The organism is Candidatus Methanoperedens sp. BLZ2, assembly GCF_002487355.1.
In the GTDB taxonomy this organism is placed as follows: domain Archaea; phylum Halobacteriota; class Methanosarcinia; order Methanosarcinales; family Methanoperedenaceae; genus Methanoperedens.
In genome coordinates this window covers 1-19,236 of record NZ_NTMG01000072.1, presented here as the reverse complement: position 1 = coordinate 19,236, position 19,236 = coordinate 1, and the positions used below count along the sequence as shown (strand labels likewise).

Here is a 19,236-nt window from a genome sequence, read left to right as displayed (position 1 = left end):
AGTAAAGTAAAATATAACGAGGAAAAATATGTCCGAAGATGATGAACTTGCACAGATAAAAAAGAAGAAACTCGATGAATTGATGAAGCGCCAGCATGACGCTGTAACCCCAAAACGTCAGATCGTGATTGAAGTATTCACATCCCCAACATGTCCCCACTGCCCCACCGCTGTTGCGATGGCAAAGGAAGTTGCTTCACAGACCCAGGGTGTACAGGCATTTGAGATTTCAACAGGTACACCGCAGGGTTTTGCTAAAGCTGCGCTTTATGGTGTTAAGGCTGTTCCAACAGTATTCATTGATCACAAATGCGCTTTTGTTGGAGCGCCGCCATCTGTCGAAGCATTGCGAAAGGCATTGAAAAGTTAGATATCAAACTGGATTTTCTCAAAATTCCCATTTTTTAGATTCTTAAACTCAACCCCGCCTTTAACTCCTGATATCTCCACGCCATCAAACTCACCGGAGCCGCATAAGACGTCCTGTTCAGGATGTGTTCCCGGTGTTATGCTGCAACTTACCCGCGTCCTGTCACCAGCAGAAACAACGATCTTTAAGCGCTTTGATGCCGGATGCTTTTTAGAAAGGGCAATAAAAGGCGACCCCACCTCGCGTATCATAAAAAGAATGCATTTCAAACCTTTTATTATGGTGTCATCGGTCCCAAAACCCGATGCTACGAGCAAATCCTCGGGTTCAAGAGCAAGTATTATTTCTTCTTTATCAGTTTCCAGGAAGAATTGTTTATTTTCTCCTACTTTGACTATTCCGAGTGTCCCTTCTTTTCCCCGGACAAGGAGCAATTCCTGAGTATTTAAAGGGATCATTCTTCCGGGAACATAAGACTGGTATTTCTTGACTGGCATGACGGGCACATCACTTTTTTCCCGACACCTCTGAACTCGTTTTTGCAATCATTGCACTTATAGAATTTTGCATTTAACTGCTGGACCTCAACATTGAACGCATCACCGACACTGCACATGCTTTTTCACCTCCTAATTTTATACATGTTTAATCCTGTTCTTATATTAACTTTTTGCAAGATATTTGTTGATATAGCGCTCATAAACCGCTGCATCCACTGTTTTTCCTGCCCAGAATTTTATTAATTCTCCCCGATTGATTATTGCAGTTAAGGGAAGCTTCTTCTCTTCCGCTTCTTCGTAAAAGATTATCTGGTAGAGTAAACCTTCCGGCCTATCCTCGATCACTTCAAATATCTCTATCCTGTTTCCGTATTTTTCTTTGATTTCAAGTATATTTGGCTCATTGCCTTCACATATCTTGCATTTATCCTCTCTCATCCTGTCACGCCTGATATTCAGGAAAACAGGGATTTCTATTTCATTTATCCTTTTGACAACCTGTGAAACCTCATTGTACTTTTCACCTGCAAATTGTTCAATAAAAGACTTGAAATCGACCCTTACCTCATCAGCTGTCATTGAATTCTTTTTTGCCAGCGCTTCGATAAATTTCTCTTTGAAGGATTCTTTATGGGCTGTTAAGAGGTCTGTCAGGTTCATGGTAATTCATTAAGAAATATATGTCCAATGATTAAAGGATTTTGATGAATAAAAAAGAAGAAAAGAAAAAAAGCAGGTAAAACCTACTTCTTACTGACTGGTGCAGCCTTTGGCTCTTCCTTTGCCGGAGCTTTGGGCGATTCCGCCTTCGGAGCCGGTGCTGCCACCGGTGCTTCCGCAGGTTTTGGAACTTCCTTCTTCGGTTCAGCCGGGGGTTTGGGCGGGATCGTCTGCGTCCTGAAAAGGTCGCTTATGGATTCCATTGGAGCGCCCGGTGCGGGTGGTTTGACATCGGTGCTCAGACCCATCAGATTAGCTGTGAGAACTACAAGGTCGTCCACGCTCATGTCAAGTTTAAGTTCATTCCTGCCGTCAAGAAGGTTTCGCCTGCAAAAAGGGCATGTGCTTATCAAAGCTTGCGCGCCTGTTTCTTTTGCGTCAGTGACACGTGCTTTTGCCACGCCGAGTGCAAGGTCGGGGATACCTGCTTTTACGCCTCCGCCTGCGCCGCAGCATCTCTGTTCCTTGCGGTTTCGTTTCATTTCCACAAGTTTGATGCCAGGCATGCTTTTTAGGACTTTCCTGGGCTCTTCGAACACACCAACATGTCTTCCAAGGTGGCATGGGTCATGGTAAGTGACGGTCTTGTTAAGGCTCTTTTCCCACTTTATCTTCCCGGCCTCAACTTGCTCTGCTAGGAACTGGGACATATGGATCGCTTCAAACGGCAGCGCTTTTCCATAAGCACGCGGCCAGTCGATCTTTGCCGCCCTGAAACATCCGGCGCAGGCAAATATGACTCTCTTTGCACCTCTTGCTTTCAGTGCTTCAACATTGTGGATAGCGGCTTTCTTCGGGGTATCATTTATATGCTGCTGGCCTGTCCTTATAAGGGCCGAACTGCAGCACCATTCATCTTCTCCAAGGACCATGAACGGTACATTGAGCTTATTCAATATCCTGGCAGTGCTGACGCCCAGAACCTGCTGGTTGTATCCTGCTGTGCATCCTATGAAATATGCAATGTCGGATTTATCTGCTATCTTGATATCAGGTGTCATCCATGCAAGGCGGTCTTTTTGCTGCTTCATGTATGGATTATGCCCTTCTTCGATGAGCTTCGGGAAAAGGCTCTGCTTGCCAAAAGGACCGGTTCCGTATTTTACAAGGTTTGCTCTTGTGGATTCCCAGAGTTCGATCGTATTGATACCGGCCGGACATACTGTTCCGCACATACCGCATGTGGTACAATTATACAGGTCATCTGTGAACTTCTTGATTTCCTCAGGGGGAATTTTTTCCGGCCCGAAAAGCCTTGCTTTCAGACCATAACATTTGTTCATAAAACTCCGCCATCGCAGGATCTTATCTCTTGGTTCTATGTCCTGGTTCTTATCCCTTGCATCGTAGGTCGGGCAGTACTTTACACACTCGCCGCACCGCGTGCATGCGTCAAATTCCATCAACTGGGCTGCGGTGAAATTTACCGTATTTAATGAAGGTTTCTCTTTAGCCAATTTACTCGCCTCCCTGGTTGACCAGTATGGTCAGGGGCGCTGTTAACATATGGAAAGACTTGCTAAATGGGATGTAAGCAACACAGAACAGCAGGGTAAAGACCTCATGGAATAATACGGTGATATTGTTAAAGAATCCCGGAGCTTCAGCTTCATATACAGGGATAACAGCCCTTTCAATATCAGCTGCTTCGCGGATACCCTGTGCATAAAATCCGGTGATTACAACAATTAGCAAACCAATTATTAATATCCAGTCAATATCTGCATTGCGTGCCTGGACATCCTTGCCTGTTGAAAAAAGCCTTCTTGCCATAGCGATAATAATACCTGCAACGAGCATATAACCGAAAATATCATTGGGAAGTTCCAGGGATTTCCACATGTTGATGAAGAATTCAGGCCCTGCTCCAAGGGCAAAAGGCCCGTAGAATTCAGCAATCGCCGCAATAATAGTCAATATCAGTAATCCGACCCAGCCCCAGAAGATCAGGATATGCATGAGCCATTCAAGTTTCCTGCGCCTGTATGTCCTGCGCTGGAATGCCACATCAAGCACCAATACTTCAAGGGCATGTCCTAAACCTTTTTCAAATATCCTGCTGATTATCATCTTGAGAGCGCCCCATGCACCATATGGTTTTGTAGCGCCTTCGGGGATTCCTCGCCCCCATTTATCTAATTGTATGTATATTCCAACAATGAACAGGATGATAGATATTATCGCTGCGATAACCATAATCCTGTAATCGATGAAAAGCGTATCGAATACCGTTTTACCAAATATTGTAAGGCCTTCTGTTGCCATTTTTATCCTCCTATTATAGCCTGACGGCTTTCAATCTCCTAAGAATCGATGTAATATTAAGCTTTCTATATGAAGGCAGGATGTTGAGTCCTGATGTTTTCGGATTTGGACAATATGAGGTCATGACACATGTTTTATTATCATACAAAATAAATAGAAACTCATAATGCTGAAACTCTTTAATTCTCTTACCAGAAAAAAAGAAACATTTGAACCTTCAGGAAAGATAGTCGGGATCTATACATGCGGCCCCTCTGTTTACCAGTACGCACATATCGGGAATTTCAGGACTTTTGTATTTGAAGATGTGCTTGTAAGGTATCTCAAGTTTAAAGATTACGCAGTAAAAAGAGTAATGAATCTTACTGACATTGAGGATAAAGCAATAACCACTGCAAAAAAGGAGGGAAAGCAGCTTTCTGAATTGACAAAATATTACTCAAAGATTTTTTTTGAGGATATGGAAGCCCTGGAACTATTACCTGCCGATGTTTTCCCAAGAGCCACAGAACATGTGCCTGAGATAATCGATATTCTAAAAAAGATAATGAAGAACGGTTACGCTTATATTGGCAAGGACGGATCGGTTTATTATGATGTCTCAAAGTTCAAAGATTATGGTAAACTCTCGCACCTTAAGCTCAGGGCAGGAAAGAAAAAAATAAAAAGGGACGAATGGGGTGAAGATACCTCAATTATTTCGGATTTTGCTCTCTGGAAGTCATATGAGAAAAAAGATGGAGATGTTTTCTGGGAAACTGAATTTGGAAAAGGCCGCCCTGGATGGCATATAGAATGCTCTGCCATGTGTACAAAGCATCTTGGCAAACGTTTTGATATTCATGTTGGAGGGATTGATAATATATTTCCGCATCATGAGAATGTAATAGCGCAAAATTTCGGGGCATTCGGTATTAATCCTTCCAGATACTGGCTTCACTGCAGGCACCTCATGGTTGACGGCAAAAAAATGTCAAAATCCGGCGGTAATTTCTATACGCTCCATGACCTGATCCGGAAAGGATGGGGACCAATGGCGATAAAGTATCTGCTGCTTTCCAGCAACTACAGGCGCAGGCTAAATTTTACACTTGAAGGACTTGAGGAATCCGCCGAAAAAATTGACAGGATTTGTGCTGTGATAAAACGCCTGAAGATAAAAAATGGTAATGATAATATTCAAAAAATCGTAATCAAAGCAAGAAAAAAATTTGAAAATGCGATGGAAGATAACCTCAATACAGGAAAAGCGCTAAAAATCATGGAAGAGTTCTCAGAGGAGGTCGGCAAAATGAATCCTGACAAGAAATCCTCTGAAAATATTCTTAGACTATTCAGGGATTTCGACCTTGTGCTCGGATTACAGTTATTTACATCCGCCGAATCTGCATTTCATGCTTCTTGGGCTGAAGCTGCATCAGGAGAGCTTTAAGTTTTGCATCATCGATTTTTCCTGCAAGCCTTCCGCTCTGGGCAAGTGACACAAGCTGCGCCTCGACATTTGCCACAAGCTCAGGCTTTGTCATCTTAAGAGTATTCAATCTCTCTCTTGCTTCAGGTGTAAGGATCTGGCGCATGATAGACTGCTTTTTAGCTTCATACTCCGCACGCGCCTGCTCCTGCTGTGCAGCCTGTGCCTGAGCCGAATACTGTTGCTGCTGTAATTGCTCAAGCCTGCGTCTTTTTATTTCGTCTAGATCCTCATCCATATTGATCAATCTCCGTATTCAGTACGGAATCCTTAATATTTGGCAAGTGCCGGATTGGTTTTTACAAGTTCGGATTTGACTTCATTTGCTGAATTATCCATGAATGCCTGGCCTGATGGTGAGATTATCCTTCCAGTCTTCTGGTTTTTTACAAATCCTGCTTTTTCAAGCTGCTGCAAGGCTTCTCTTGCAATAGAGCCGCTTCCTTTGGCATGATGGATCGGTTTATTTCCGTTCCTGTGGCGTCCGCCATAGAAACTCCTTAGTCTTGAAACCCCGACCGGCCCGTCGATATAGATACGTCTTAAAATTGAAGCGCATCTTACATACCACCAGTCAGCATTATCCGGCGAAAGCTCTTTGTAAGCGCCTGTTTTAACAAAACCTGCCCACTCGGGCGGTTTGGCTTTCTCGTTCGTTTTCAGTTTCTGCGCCACATTGTTTATGAGCATCTCTGCGGGCACATCATATATTGTTGTCAAGTTAGTCCTCCATAAAATTATCTTTATATGTAATCAAGATAGTCCCTTGAATGATTCAAGGGTCTTATTTAATTATCGTATAGTATTTACCTTTTTCGGCATAAAACCGCCGTATTACCCCTGACCTCAATAAGTTCTGAGTTTGAAAGGTCGGCAAGTTTTTGGGCCAGTTCTTTTTTTCCGGTTTCAGCAAAAGCAGATTTAAGAATTTTAATTTTTACCATATTCCTGTTCTTCAATTGGATTTTTAACTCTTCAACCACGCTCTCAATACCTGATTTTCCTACATGTAACGTGGGTTCAATCGAAGCGGCTTCTGTTTTTTTTTCCTGTTTGTTCATGTCAATATCTCTTTTAACTTTTTCGCTGATTTATCAAGTTCCAGAAGGATCAAACCTAAACCGACATCCGGGCTTGTAAGAAGGATTAACAAAGCCTTGGGTCCTGCTCCGACAACTATTAATTTTCCATGATCCGATTCAACAATTACTCTTGTAGGTATGCCCATTTCAACATGAGTTGTTGCAGTCTCAGCTGCTCCGAGTATCGTGGCGGACATCGCAGCCAGGGATTCTACAATTTGTTCTTTCTGCATAATAGCCCGGATGAGCAATCCGTCACGGCTTGCGGCAGCACACGCAATCACACCGCCTACATTTTTCAGATCTGCCAATAACTTATCTACCATTTCTATTGTATCGGACAATCAGATCCCTCCCGTGACCCTATCCAGTAATACTTCAAATGCTTCATATACCCCGATCTTATCTTTTGCTACTGCACGAACGATAGGTATGTCCTCTGGTAGATGGAATTGTTCCCTTATTTCTTCAGGAGTTAATGCTCCCGGCAAATCCTGTTTATTTGCGACCACAACATACGGAAGTCCATAGGACTTTGTAATATCAAGCATATGCTTTGCCCGAATAAAATCAGAAGGATTTGTTGAATCCACAATAAGAAAAACACCCATTGATTCACCGCTGAGCAATTTTATGATCGGGTCAAACCGTTCCTGCCCTGGTGTTCCGAATATATCGGCACTAAAACCCTTATATTCCACATGACCGTGGTCCATGGCAACAGTTGTACCAAGCCTGTCAACTGATATCGCCCGCGTGGACAGCGCATGGACAAATGTGCTCTTTCCTGCATCAAAAGGACCTGTGACAAGTATTTTAGGTATGAATATCTTTATACCGCCTGGCCTTAAAACCCTGAAAAGCATTGATTTCCTGGATACCTCTGCCCAGTCTGATTTCATTATTCCGAAATACTGCCCGAAGATAACACGTTCAGCTATTCCGCCGATAGAAATAACCGAATTGAAAAGGTCTCCCTTGATCAGATTTAATGTTTCATCAGAATAAGGCCATGCCGTGAAATTATAAACGATGGTATGATCATACAGCATCGCCATCTTATTCCATGTCCTGACCGCTTCAATTGTTTCTTTCTCCCCACATAGGTCCATGATTGTTGAAAGAGAACCGAAAACGATAGTACTTGGTGGTAATTCTTTTATAATATCCATTATTGTCTTGTGAAAATCTTCTATCCTATCCGGATTTGAAACAACATACTTTTCATTAGATGGGGCACCGATTAAAGGATTATAGGAATCTACAAAGAATAATTTATCTTTAAATGAGCTAATATCCCAGCCAAACTCGTCAAATTGGCCTTTTACAATATCAGGTATAGTGCTTGATACGACAAAAACGCATGTTCCGCCCGTCTTAAGTGTGCCATAAACTGTCTGTAATCCAAATATCTCACCTTCAACGCCCGGCTGGCTGTAATAAACAAGACTCTTCCCTCTTGGGATACCCCCCCCAAGGAATTTATCAAGCTTGGGGATTCCTGTCTCTATCATATTAATTTCCCCTTATGATCTTTATATTATGGCCATCGATCTCATATTCAAACCATGGTGTTGGTTTTTGAGATATTCCGACCACTCGTATAAAATTTTTATCCTCCACAGATTTTATCTCGATCATGCCGTCAAATAATTGTTTTAAAGTTGCAACCGCCTGGTCGTCGTGCATACCGCTCTCTATGACATAAATCCCCAGAGCACCCGCTGCTTTAATACGACCGGTAAAAACATGAAGGAACCTGAAAACAGTCTGAATATTTGAATACATCAATATTGTTGAGAGTGAATTTATATATAACTGGATCTTCTGAGTATTCTTTTTCATAAAGAATTCCTCAAAAAACTGGCTGATCTTAACACCGATACCCGTAAGATCAACAGGACTACTTGCGATTTTTATATTCTCATTTTCAATCGAAGCGCCTCCAAGAGTTTTTGTAACACAGTCGATTATCCCGATTCTTGACATGGGAAGATTCAAATCGTGTTCCTTGAACCATTCAAGAATATGTACGGCGGATTCACGCGTACTGACTGTAATAATTGCATTTTCATTTTTTACAGCGCCATTGTACATGATGTGGTTCAGAATGGCTTCCTTCCCACTCATAGGTGGTCCTATAAGCATTATATTCGATCCTTTTCTTATGCCTCCAATCGCATCATCCAGTTCCTTAATACCTAATGTATAGTCGCTCATTGTAATCGTGCTTATGATGCTATTAGGATTTTGGTGTATATAAATCCTAACAAAGCTTTTGAAAATTCATAATCATCATGGAGTTAATAGGCATATTCAAGATATCTCCTCTTTCAGGTCAAGAACTGCTCTTTGTGTACCATCATCCAGTGATTCAATTGTAAATCCCATTTCCTGAAACAGTTTTATTGCCCTGTAATTATCTGATAACATCACCGCACTGATTTTCTCAAGCTGCTTATCCCTGCAAATTTCTATCATATAATCCACCATTTTTGAACCAAGACCCTGGCCCTGCCATGGGTCAGCAACAATAAAAGAGAGTTCGCCTGCATTCTCAGCAGGGTCGATATTAAGTCTGACAACTCCGAGCATTTTCCTTTTCCCTTCGTCCTCTATTTCTGCCACAATGGCAAGTTCCCTGTCATAGTCGATATTACAATACCTTGCACTGTACTCATGTGCTACTGGCCCAATTACAGTTTGAAATAACCTGAAGTGTATGGACTCCTGGGAAAAGTTACGGAACATCTCAATCCATAAAGGTTCATCTTCAGGTTTTATTGGCCTCAGGATCACTGTTCGCCCATCCCGGAGCTTCCATAAGGACCTGTATTTTTCAGGATAAGGGCTAATGACAAGATGCTCGTGAGGTTTTGCTCTGAGCAGTTCTTTATCGATCACTCCGCGTGCATCAAGAGCAAAAGCATCATTTTCATTAATCAACAGTGGATTTATCTCAAATTCTTTCAATTGCGGGAAATCCACAAGCATCTGGGAAAAACGAACAACTATTTCTTCTAAAAGATTGATATTGGCAGGTGGAAGATTTCTGTAGCCTTTGAGAAGACGATATACTTTTGTTTCTTCCAGCATTCTTCTTGCAAGAGTCTGATTAAGCGGCAAAAGCCCGATAGCAACATCTTTGTATATTTCCACATCAATCCCGCCCCTCCCGAACATAACTACAGGGCCAAAAAGGGAATCAGTTTTTGCGCCAAGAATTATTTCAATACCCTTTTTCCGGACCATCTTCTGTACCGTTATCCCCTGGATTTGTGCATCCGGATTATGCTCTTTTACACTTTTCATGATTTCTTCATAAGCCGATCGAAGTTCAGGTTCGGAATTGATATCAAGTCTAACGCCCCCCACATCTGTTTTATGAGATATTTGAGGTGAGAGGATCTTAAGGGCTACAGGATAACCTGTTTGAAGCGCGTAAGTTATGGCTTCATCGACAGTTTTTGCCACCCGTGTTTTAACAATTGGAATATTATAATATTCAAGGAAACGTTTTGATTCGGTTTCCGTCAGGATTTTTCGATTCTCCTTTGCAGCATTTCTAATAATAGAGGCCAGAGGCTGTTTTGGCGGAGTGCTTTCCACAGGCAACTCTACCGGGGTTTCGTACAGCAGCTCAAGGTTGCGCTTATACTGGTACATATACATGTACGTCGAAACCGCCTGTTCCGGAGTGGAATAAGTCGGTACGCCATTATCAGTCAAAATACGATTTGCTTTTTCCACGTCTTCGTAACCCATAAAAGAAGTGAAATATGGTTTAGAAAACTTTTTATTTTTATAAAGATCCAAAATTTCTACTGCTATTTCAGATGGATCAGAACTTCCCTGCGGAGTATAGATTATCAAAACACAATCAACATTTTCATCACTAAAACATGCTTCTGCTGCAGCTACATATCTGAGGGCATTTGCATCCCCAAGCAGGTCAATGGGATTACCTTTACTCCAGTGAGAAGGAAGAACGCTATTTAGCTTCTCAATCGTTTCGCTGCTTAATTGGGCAAGTTTCCCGCCAAGAGATACTATCGAATCTGAAGCCATTACACCAGGGCCGCCCGCATTTGTAATTATGGCCAGGTTCGGTCCTTTGGGAAGCGGCTGCTTCCCTATAGCTTCGGCACAGTTGAACAGGTCTGCAATATCCTTTACGCGCACAATGCCTGCCCGCTTAAATGCAGCATCATATACCATGTCTTCGCCTGTTATAGCCCCTGTGTGCGAAGCGGCTGCCTTTGCACTTTCAATAGATCTTCCTGATTTCACGACAATTATTGGTTTTGTTCTTGAAAAGTGCCGTGCTGCGCTCATGAATTTCCTGGCATCGGTAATACCTTCGATATACATCAAAATGCTTCTTGTTTTGGGATCAGTGCCAAAATAGTCGATCAGATCTCCGAAATTCACATCGATCATTGAACCTACTGAAACGAAATTGCTGAAATTAATGTTCTCATGGGCGGCAAGGTCAAGAATTGCTGACCCCAGCGCCCCGCTTTGAGATATGAAGGCAATACTGCCTGTTTTTTGCTTCTTGGAAATAAAAGTTGCGTTAAGACCGATATCAGGATGGATTATACCAAGGCAATTTGGACCTATTATTCTCATGCCGTACTTCTTTTTTATTTCAATGATCTTTTCTTCCAGTAGTTTTCCGAATTTTCCTACTTCCTTAAATCCTGCTGAAATGATGATCAGTCCCCTGATTCCGGCTATTCCGCACTGCTCCACTATATCGGGAACGGTTGCTGCCGGGGTGGCAATTATAGCAAGGTCAACGGTCTGAGGAAGCTGGGGAATCCCAGGGTATGCTTTTTTCCCAAGTATCTCGGGTTTATGAATGTTAACAGGATAAACGATTCCGTTATATCCCATTTCGGTTAAATTTTTCATCAAGATGTATCCAACCGAACCTTCTTCATCACTTGCTCCTACCAGTGCTATACTTTTTGGATTGAAAATACTATCCAGATTTGATGATACCAAGATATACCCCCGAAATAATAACTATACAGGACTCCGGAAAAATAAATCTTTGCTTTTTTGGCCAGACTTTATTCACCGCTTATACTATTTAATAGACAAAAGCCTCATAATTATAACTATAAGACGAATAAGTATTTATATAGTAAAAGAATATTATATCAAGGTTGAATTTCATGGTTGATAAGAAAAAGATTAAGACAGAAAAAGGTGACTCAAAGCGTGTTCCTACAGGGATAGAAGGTTTTGACGAATTGTGTGGCGGTGGATTACTAAGAAACAGATCATATCTGTTATCGGGAGCAGCAGGTTGTGGAAAGACCATATTTGGGCTCCAGTACCTCTATAACGGCATAACAAAATATGGAGAAAATGGTATATATATAGCGACAGAGGAACGACCTGATCAGGTCAGGGAAAATGTCCTGAAGTTCGGATGGGATTTTGAGGCCCTTGAGGATGAAGGAAAACTTGCGATAATTGATGCATGTTCAACCAAGATAGGCATTCCATCCCATGAAAAATACGTTGATGTAAGACCTTTTGATCTTCGCTCCATGATGGACCAGATAATTGCCATACAGGATACGATCGATGCCAAGAGGGCGCTTGTTGATGGAACAACATCTATCGGTTTTTACTTGCAGGATCCTTCAAAAATAAGAGTCGAGCTTTTAAAATTGAGCACAACTCTTGAAGTACTGGGATTAACTTCGTTTATGACCTGTGAAATAATAGATGAAAATTCAACCAGCAGGTTCGGGGTTGAAACATTCGTAACCGAAGGTACAATAGTAATGTATAACAAACGGGTTAACGATGTCAGGATTAGAAGTGTCGAGGTTTTCAAGATGAGGGGATCGGACCATAGCAAAGGCATCCATCCGTATGAAATCACACCAACAGGAATAGTTGTGCATCCTGGAGAAGGAGTTTATACTTCTTAATTTTTTTATATCCTATTTCCATGGGTCAAAAACCACTTATAGTATTGAATTTCAAAACCTATGCAGAAAGCATGGGCGAGAAAGCAGTACTGATGGCGAAATACTGCGAAGAAGTCAGTATTGAGTCAGGCATAGAGATAATTGCCTGCCCGCAGACACCTGATGTTTTCAGGGTTGCAGGCGTTGTAAAAATACCTGTGTTCGCCCAGCATATCGATAGCGTTAGCGCTGGAAGTTATACCGGTCACATAACTGCGGATTGCGTCCTGTCAGCCGGAGCAAAGGGAACACTTATCAACCATTCGGAGCGCCGTATCCTGCTGTCTGAGATCGATTCAGCAATTCAATCAGCAAAAAAAGCAGGATTGGTGACAATTGTCTGCACGAATAATATTTCAGTAACATCAGCAGCAGCAGCGCTTTCTCCGGATTTTGTGGCAGTCGAACCACCTGAGCTCATTGGTTCAGGGATTCCTGTCTCTAAAGCAAATCCCGAAATCGTTAGCGGCTCAGTGAACGCTGTGAAAAAAATAAACCCAATGGTCAAAGTGCTTTGCGGCGCCGGGATTTCTACAGGAGATGATGTGGCTGCGGCAATTGAACTGGGGACCGGAGGCGTGCTTCTGGCATCAGGAGTTATCAAGGCAAAAGATCCGAGGGCGGCGCTGTTTGACCTGGTGAAGAAGATTTAATGTAACGTTTATAGCAATACAAGTTGTTTTGATTTCTGAATGACCTCTACCGAATCAGCAGCCAGGGATATCATAGAACAGCTCCTTCGAAATGAGATCCCTGATGAAAAAGCCCTCAATGCAGCGAAAAAAGCAGCCAGCATTCGCTATAAACTTTCATCCCTTCCTGGTAATTCCCAGATCCTTGCCGCTGCCCGCAACAATGAGGAGAAACAATACGTCCTTGAACATCTCCAGTTAAAACCCGTAAGAACGATATCAGGAGTCGCTGTGATAGCAGCCATGACATCTCCTGCGCCATGTCCTCACGGCCTGTGCATTCCCTGTCCGGGAGGCGCTGATTCCAAATTCCACTCGCCGCAGAGTTACATGGGAGCTGAACCCGCGGCCAAGCGGGCTTTTGAGAATAATTTTGATCCCTATTTGCAGGTCTTGTCGCGCTTAAAACAGCTTTCACAAATTGGCCATCCTGTTGAGAAAGCGGAACTTATCGTAATGGGTGGAACTTATACCTCGCGTACATTGTGCTACCAGGAATGGTTCGTAAAACGCTGTATCGAGGCCATGAATGATTTTTATGGAACAGAATGGCGAAAAGACATGACCTATATTCCAGTAGAAGAAGTCCAATCCGCAAACGAGAGCGCCGAGGTACGAAATGTCGGGATAACCATTGAGACAAGACCCGACTGGACAAAAAAAGAGCATATTGATACTATTCTTGAACTTGGTGCGACAAAGGTGGAGATAGGTGTCCAGAACACGTATGATTTCATCCTCGCAGGCATACAGCGCGGGCATACAGTTGCAGCAAGTGCCGATGCCAATATGAGACTCAGGGACAGCGGACTGAAAGTCGGATTCCATATGATGCCCGGACTTCCGGGTGCAACAGTGGATTCTGATCTTCGGATGTTCAAAAGATTATTCGAAGACGAGCGCTTTATGCCGGATTATCTCAAAATATATCCCACACTTGTCACAGAAGGCACAAGGCTTCACGGGATGTGGGAAATCGGGAATTATGCGCCTCTTGAAGTGCTTGAAGCTGTCGAGTTGCTTGCAAAGATAAAAGCCCTGCTGCCCAAATGGGTACGCCTGCAAAGGATCCAGCGCGATATTCCAGCATACCAGGTGCTTGCGGGTATAAGGAAAAGCAATATCAGACAGCTTGCCCAGGAGCGGTTGAAGGAAATGGGAGGAAAATGCAGGTGCATCAGGTGCCGTGAAGTCGGGCATAAGGAGCTTTCAGGAGTAAAACCTGAGAATATTGAACTGACAAGCGAAAAATACAGGGCTTGCGGCGGTCTGGAACATTTCATTTCATTTGAAGATGCAGCAATGGATGTATTGATCGGCTTCCTGAGGCTGCGCTTCCCGGCGTCGCCCCACAGGGCAGAACTTAAAGGCGCAGCACTTATACGTGAACTGCATGTCTACGGCTCGATGGTAGCGCCGGGTGAGGATGCGGGTAAATCGCAGTGGCAGCACAAGGGCTATGGCGAAGAACTCCTGGCACACGCCGAAGAAACCGCAAGAGCCTCCGGATATAAGAAAATTGCGGTAACAAGCGGTATAGGTGTAAGGGATTACTACAGGAAATTCGGATATGAGCGAGAAGGACCATACATGACAAAAAGATTGTGAAACTCATACAAAAATATAAATTAACGGTAAATAATTGGTGCATTGTGCAAAAAAAGACCGCAATTACTGCTCTTGTTCCGCCGGAATTGATATTTGCTTGCAATAGTGAGCCTTTCGATGTCAATAATGTCATCCCCGGATCAAAAAAATACCCACGCAATAAATTATGCGCCTGGACTGCCATCTGGCAGGAGATGCTCTCGAAAAGAGAGATCGATATTGACTCTCTTATCGTGGTTGCAGGCGGGGATTGCCATAATGCGCTTGTGGACGGCCAGAAAGTTGCTATGAGCGGCATTCCCACCCACTTTTTCTTTTATCCTTTTGACGGGGATCCCGATTATCTGGAATCACAATTGTATAAACTCAGTGATTTCCTGGGAAATGTTGGATCACCCGAAAAACCCGGACAGATCAGGGAGCTTAAAAAATTAGGGCAAAAAATTGATAAAAAAAGAGCGGATGGAAAGATTTCGGCAGGTGATGCTTTTCGGATCATGATCTCTTTTTCAGACCTGATGGGCAATCTTGATAAATTCAAGGAAGTTATTTCCTCAACAAAAGAGCGAAAAATTGACCTGAAGAACAGGGTTGCATTGATTGGTGTTCCTCCTATATTTCATGATTTCCATGATGTTGCCCGGGCTCTGGGACTTGCTGTAGTATTTGATGAGCTTCCTTTTGAATTTATCAGGCACTCCGGGAATGATATTCCCGGGATCGCCCGTGATTACTGCAACTACACCTTTGCCAGGCCGCTTGATTTCAGGATAAAATTCCTCCAGGAGGAACTTGAAAAAAGAAAAGTTGACGGAATAATACATTATACGCAATTTGCCTGTCATCACATGCTTGAAGATGAGATCATGAGGTCAAATCTTGATTACCCGATGCTGACAATCCAGGGAGACCTTCCGGGTAATACTCCTGAGCAGATAAAATTGAGGCTTGAAGCCTTCAGGGAGTTACTTGAAAGATCATGATAGGGCTTGACGTGGGCAGTACGACTGCAAAAAAAGTTTCAATTGAAGATGGCGAGATAAAATACCAGATAGCAGGGACGCACAACTGGAAAGACCTGATAACTGGAATTGACGGGAATGATATTATTTCAACCGGGTATTTTCGAAAGTCAATCCCTCATCGCGCCTCTGTCACTGAAATAACAGCTGCCATTTATGGCGTCCGGCATTATTTTCCAGATGCTGATGTGATCGTTGATATCGGGGGACAGGACACAAAGGTCATCGATGTCAAAAAAAATAATTTCATAATAAACGACAAATGCAGCGCAGGAACAGGCGCTTTCCTTGAATTCGTTGCAAATTATTTCAAGATCGAACTAAAAGAGATGGGTTCATTTCACAGCAGGGCAAAACGAATTCCTGCGATAAATAACACATGCGGAGTATTTGCTCTTTCCGAGATGATCTCACAGCTTGTTGCAGGATATACACAGGAAGAAGTTATTGCAGGGATGCATTATGCATTTGCGCGCAGGATCTCGTTTATGATACCAGAGGCGCAAAAACTTGTTCTTATTGGCGGGACAGTAAAGAATAAAGGAATGCTGTCAGCACTTGAGGATATCCTCCAAAAAGAAGTCCTGGTGCCGGATGAACCCCAGATTGTGAATGCCCTGGGAGCGCTTAAGTATTATTGCTAATAAATCGGGTGCGTTTGGAGGTAGCCGTGCAGTATATGAAAGAAAAAGGTATTTATTGAATATTTGGAAGAAAATTACAAAGGAGTTTATTGAAATACTGGAAATTTGGCCTGTTTTCAGAGAACTTAGATCAAATATTGAACTTTTTTTCAATGTGGCAAAAAATTGCATAAGATTGAATAAAGTTCATCAATTCACCAGGGAAAGTGTAGGAAAAAAGGTTATTCGAGCCTTCCATTTAACTTCCGAGCTTATTGGAACCTATAAATTGTTCAATATAGGTGTCAGAGAGCTCGCAGAGATGTGAGTTCAGTGGGGGGTAATACCGTATATATCACCAAGCCTCCGCCTATAGAAGCTAAAACGCTGGGTTTTGCTCCAAAGAAAAGAAAGGCTATGTAAAGCCTGAATGCTCCAGAAATTCCCACCAATAAAGAAGCATTTACAAGATTGATTGTTGCCCCGAAGCCCACACCCAATAAATTTTAGAAACCCTCTAATATTAGTAAAGTAATGTCAAATTATACGATTCAACTAATGTTATAGAATTGATTTGATATTATATAAAGGTACTAATATATACTTGGAATCCATAAGATAAAGGCTAGCTTGTAACAGTGGGAAAAACGCTTAAAAAACTGGACTTAAAAATATTGCAAGCTATGAACAAAAGAGGTGGAAACTTGAAAAAAAAATATAATTGGGAAAAATATTTGAAAATTGTAGTATCAGCTATGGTAATATTACTGATGGCTGATGGGGTATTAGCAGTTGCTTCATGGGCACCAAATCAATTTACATATCCTGATAGGATATATGACGATGGCACTTATGTGGAATACTTCCAGTGGTTTGCTTGGGATCAAGCTCATGCGAACGATCTTCATAGTAAAACAGGAAGTAATGGAAAGTATCAGCATGAGTTTTCTAGAGATGTGGATAAGTGGGATTTCCAGAGCTCATTATGTATAGATTACGGATGGTGGACTAATCTTCCCGACGTACATGAAGCAAGTGAAGAAGCGACATATCCATGGTGCGACCTTCCATTTCTTCAAAATGATGAAGAGGCAGAACTCGTAACTTACAGCCCACAGAACATTCAAGCCAATACATGGTACTATATGGACGTAATATTCAAGAAGAGAACTACGAGCGGGACATTGGAACTATTAACACAGGCTGAATATGCTGACTACCGATATGATTTTGGTCCCGATAGTTATTCAGACTTAACCAGGACAACTGAAGTTCCATGAGGAGGTAGGAAAATGAAGACGATTTTTAAGACAGTACTTCTAATAGGAGTGCTAATAATAGGTATCACAGCTGTTTCAGGCATTAATGATATATTAAATAAGGGAAATATAGTATCCCAAGAACTCAAGAAGAATGAAATTGAATCTTACAAAACTACACATTTCAAGGATGATAAAGTATTCATAAGAGTACATCCGGAAATATCAGACGGAAGCACCTTAACAAAGTACGTAAATCAGAGAACTGCAACTCTCAAATATCTTTCTAATACACATGGTGATACTATAGTAGATGCAGTGATAACATTCAACGATAAGTATCCTATAGAAGCATACAGGAGTTTTATGAATAGTTATGGATTGGAAGAACTTAGCTATATGTATAACTCCTATCCAGAAGGCATGGGAGTTCTCTCTAATGAGACACCAACGAAGTTGATCAAGCAAACGGAGGAAAATATTGGACGCAATTACACTGATTTCAAGCTAATTGATAAGATTGTTTCAGTGAAAACTCGGATACATGCTAAAGACTTGCTGAGAATACAAAGCGATAAAAGAGTGTTCCTTGTTGATGCCGGCCCGGAAGATGTATATAGAGAGAATTCAAATAAAGAAATACGTACTACCATAGATTATATATATCCAGTATATATCAAATTCGGGAGGTGACAAATATTTTTATTTTTTTATGAAGAACCATAAACTGCAGAGAGATTCAGAGAATTATCAATTTATGGAATATCTAAAAAAACAACACACCAAAAGGAATATTCTACTGAAAAGGACTATCTTAATTTTAATTTTAATCTGGATTTATCTACCTGTATTTTTGCCTGATAACTACTCAGGATTAGAGGATGAAAAGAGGCTTGTATCTGAGATTGCAATTGATGATGCAGATAGCGAAGCACCTTTAACTTGGTGGTATAAAGTAAAAGCCATACAAGAGATAGATATGTTAAATAAACCGTTACCGTTGGGGGTTGAACCTGCTGAAAAAGCTTGGAAGGTTGGTCTTGTTGGGTATACATACTTCAACATACCTGTTTACAAGATTGAAATAGAAGTTATAAAAGATTCAAACGGCTATCATGCCATTGCAGGTAGCTTTAGAGAGTACTTTCCAGACGTAACATGGTTTATTATATTGGTGGGTATATCGATTCAATTTATAGGCTTTATTATATTATTCACAATTCCAATCCTTATTCTCTATTACATTGTAAAGAAAAGATGGTGAATAACAATACCACCAAGATAGATGGTTCAACACCAATAAAGAAGGCTCTAAGCTACCTTAGCTTTTGTAAAATACATTTTTAGGAAAATAAAGAGGGTTTAATTACGCATACTGTGGAAAGGCACTAAAGCAAGAAAAGCTGATGAGAATACTTAATAAGCACTTTGAACTCCCTTTCGTTCATACCATGATATACTCCTTTAACAATCTGATTTTAGCTAATAAGTTGGCACAGTTCTTAAATTCGGTAGATTTGATATGCGCTGAATATTAGTAAGGAATCGATAAAATTATAGTACTTAAATACACCTTCACAGGCTGTCCCAAAACTTCCTATTTTTAAAAAAAATCACTAGTTCTACATTTT

At 41.7% G+C, this 19,236-nt stretch carries 23 protein-coding genes; 11 read left to right on the top strand and 12 right to left on the bottom strand.

The features are described from left to right. The first annotated feature begins 28 nt into the window (after positions 1–28). Entirely contained in the window at positions 29–370 is a 342-nt protein-coding gene (locus CL181_RS15360) for a thioredoxin family protein (RefSeq protein WP_097300202.1), read from the top strand. Here CL181_RS15360 and CL181_RS15355 read toward each other — a convergent pair. From CL181_RS15355 to CL181_RS15340, 5 genes are all read right to left on the bottom strand, one after another. Beyond that, a complete protein-coding gene (locus tag CL181_RS15355) occupies positions 367–867 on the bottom strand; it encodes a hypothetical protein (protein ID WP_255251600.1) in 501 nt (166 codons plus the stop codon). The genes CL181_RS15360 and CL181_RS15355 overlap by 4 nt on opposite strands. Continuing rightward, positions 825–986 carry a hypothetical protein gene (locus tag CL181_RS20575; RefSeq protein WP_176505259.1) on the bottom strand — a complete coding sequence of 54 codons (162 nt, stop codon included), beginning with the start codon at positions 984–986 and terminating at the stop codon, positions 825–827. Before CL181_RS20575 ends, CL181_RS15355 begins: the two co-directional genes overlap by 43 nt. A 46-nt stretch (positions 987–1,032) precedes the next feature. Beyond that, entirely contained in the window at positions 1,033–1,530 is a 498-nt protein-coding gene (locus tag CL181_RS15350) for a hypothetical protein (protein WP_097300200.1), read from the bottom strand. A gap of 83 nt (positions 1,531–1,613) precedes the next feature. After that, entirely contained in the window at positions 1,614–3,047 is a 1,434-nt protein-coding gene (locus tag CL181_RS15345) for a (Fe-S)-binding protein (protein ID WP_097300199.1), read from the bottom strand. Position 3,048: 1 nt separating this feature from the next. Next, on the bottom strand, positions 3,049–3,855 hold the full coding sequence (locus CL181_RS15340) for a respiratory nitrate reductase subunit gamma (RefSeq protein ID WP_097300198.1): 807 nt from the start codon (positions 3,853–3,855) through the stop codon (positions 3,049–3,051). A 166-nt stretch (positions 3,856–4,021) separates the two neighbouring features. Between CL181_RS15340 and cysS the strand changes: the two genes are divergently transcribed. Then, positions 4,022–5,287 carry a cysteine--tRNA ligase gene (gene cysS / locus CL181_RS15335; protein WP_097300197.1) on the top strand — a complete coding sequence of 422 codons (1,266 nt, stop codon included), beginning with the start codon at positions 4,022–4,024 and terminating at the stop codon, positions 5,285–5,287. On the opposite strand, the gene CL181_RS15330 is transcribed toward cysS, so the two are convergent. The 7 genes from CL181_RS15330 to CL181_RS15300 all read right to left on the bottom strand — a co-directional run bounded on the left by CL181_RS15330 (position 5,226) and on the right by CL181_RS15300 (position 11,418). After that, positions 5,226–5,582 carry a DNA-binding protein gene (locus CL181_RS15330; RefSeq protein WP_394336514.1) on the bottom strand — a complete coding sequence of 119 codons (357 nt, stop codon included), beginning with the start codon at positions 5,580–5,582 and terminating at the stop codon, positions 5,226–5,228. The genes cysS and CL181_RS15330 overlap by 62 nt on opposite strands. A 14-nt stretch (positions 5,583–5,596) precedes the next feature. After that, a complete protein-coding gene (locus tag CL181_RS15325; RefSeq protein WP_097300195.1) occupies positions 5,597–6,046 on the bottom strand; it encodes a 30S ribosomal protein S19e in 450 nt (149 codons plus the stop codon). A gap of 86 nt (positions 6,047–6,132) precedes the next feature. After that, positions 6,133–6,387 carry a YhbY family RNA-binding protein gene (locus tag CL181_RS15320; protein WP_097300194.1) on the bottom strand — a complete coding sequence of 85 codons (255 nt, stop codon included), beginning with the start codon at positions 6,385–6,387 and terminating at the stop codon, positions 6,133–6,135. Further along, positions 6,384–6,752, bottom strand: coding sequence for a roadblock/LC7 domain-containing protein (locus CL181_RS15315; RefSeq protein ID WP_097300193.1), 369 nt, complete (start codon positions 6,750–6,752; stop codon positions 6,384–6,386). The genes CL181_RS15320 and CL181_RS15315 overlap by 4 nt, the downstream gene beginning before the upstream one ends. Beyond that, entirely contained in the window at positions 6,753–7,922 is a 1,170-nt protein-coding gene (locus CL181_RS15310; protein WP_097300192.1) for an ATPase domain-containing protein, read from the bottom strand. Between the two features lies 1 nt (position 7,923). After that, positions 7,924–8,628, bottom strand: a complete 705-nt coding sequence (locus CL181_RS15305) for an RAD55 family ATPase (RefSeq protein ID WP_097300191.1) — start codon at positions 8,626–8,628, stop codon at positions 7,924–7,926. Between the two features lie 96 nt (positions 8,629–8,724). Further along, a complete protein-coding gene (locus CL181_RS15300) occupies positions 8,725–11,418 on the bottom strand; it encodes a bifunctional acetate--CoA ligase family protein/GNAT family N-acetyltransferase (RefSeq protein WP_217993193.1) in 2,694 nt (897 codons plus the stop codon). A 173-nt stretch (positions 11,419–11,591) separates the two neighbouring features. Here CL181_RS15300 and CL181_RS15295 point away from each other — a divergent pair, with 173 nt between their 5' ends. From CL181_RS15295 to CL181_RS15255, 9 genes are all read left to right on the top strand, one after another. Further along, a complete protein-coding gene (locus CL181_RS15295) occupies positions 11,592–12,362 on the top strand; it encodes an ATPase domain-containing protein (RefSeq protein WP_097300189.1) in 771 nt (256 codons plus the stop codon). Between the two features lie 20 nt (positions 12,363–12,382). After that, complete coding sequence (gene tpiA / locus CL181_RS15290; protein WP_097300188.1) at positions 12,383–13,054, top strand: triose-phosphate isomerase; 672 nt, start codon at positions 12,383–12,385, stop codon at positions 13,052–13,054. 39 nt (positions 13,055–13,093) lie between these two features. Then, positions 13,094–14,701, top strand: a complete 1,608-nt coding sequence (locus tag CL181_RS15285) for a tRNA uridine(34) 5-carboxymethylaminomethyl modification radical SAM/GNAT enzyme Elp3 (RefSeq protein ID WP_097300187.1) — start codon at positions 13,094–13,096, stop codon at positions 14,699–14,701. A gap of 44 nt (positions 14,702–14,745) precedes the next feature. After that, the gene (locus CL181_RS15280) at positions 14,746–15,684 is read left to right on the top strand and encodes a 2-hydroxyacyl-CoA dehydratase family protein (RefSeq protein ID WP_141398940.1); all 939 of its coding nucleotides are present in this window, start codon (positions 14,746–14,748) and stop codon (positions 15,682–15,684) included. Further along, entirely contained in the window at positions 15,681–16,367 is a 687-nt protein-coding gene (locus CL181_RS15275) for an acyl-CoA dehydratase activase (RefSeq protein WP_097300185.1), read from the top strand. The genes CL181_RS15280 and CL181_RS15275 overlap by 4 nt, the downstream gene beginning before the upstream one ends. 55 nt (positions 16,368–16,422) lie before the next feature. Then, positions 16,423–16,674 (top strand): hypothetical protein, encoded by a 252-nt coding sequence (locus CL181_RS15270; RefSeq protein ID WP_141398939.1) that lies wholly within the window; start codon positions 16,423–16,425, stop codon positions 16,672–16,674. A gap of 355 nt (positions 16,675–17,029) precedes the next feature. Further along, positions 17,030–17,626 (top strand): hypothetical protein, encoded by a 597-nt coding sequence (locus CL181_RS15265; RefSeq protein ID WP_141398938.1) that lies wholly within the window; start codon positions 17,030–17,032, stop codon positions 17,624–17,626. Positions 17,627–17,638: 12 nt separating this feature from the next. Then, positions 17,639–18,298, top strand: coding sequence for a hypothetical protein (locus tag CL181_RS15260; RefSeq protein ID WP_097300182.1), 660 nt, complete (start codon positions 17,639–17,641; stop codon positions 18,296–18,298). A 19-nt stretch (positions 18,299–18,317) separates the two neighbouring features. Beyond that, a complete protein-coding gene (locus tag CL181_RS15255) occupies positions 18,318–18,869 on the top strand; it encodes a hypothetical protein (protein ID WP_097300181.1) in 552 nt (183 codons plus the stop codon). The last annotated feature ends 367 nt before the right edge of the window (positions 18,870–19,236 follow it).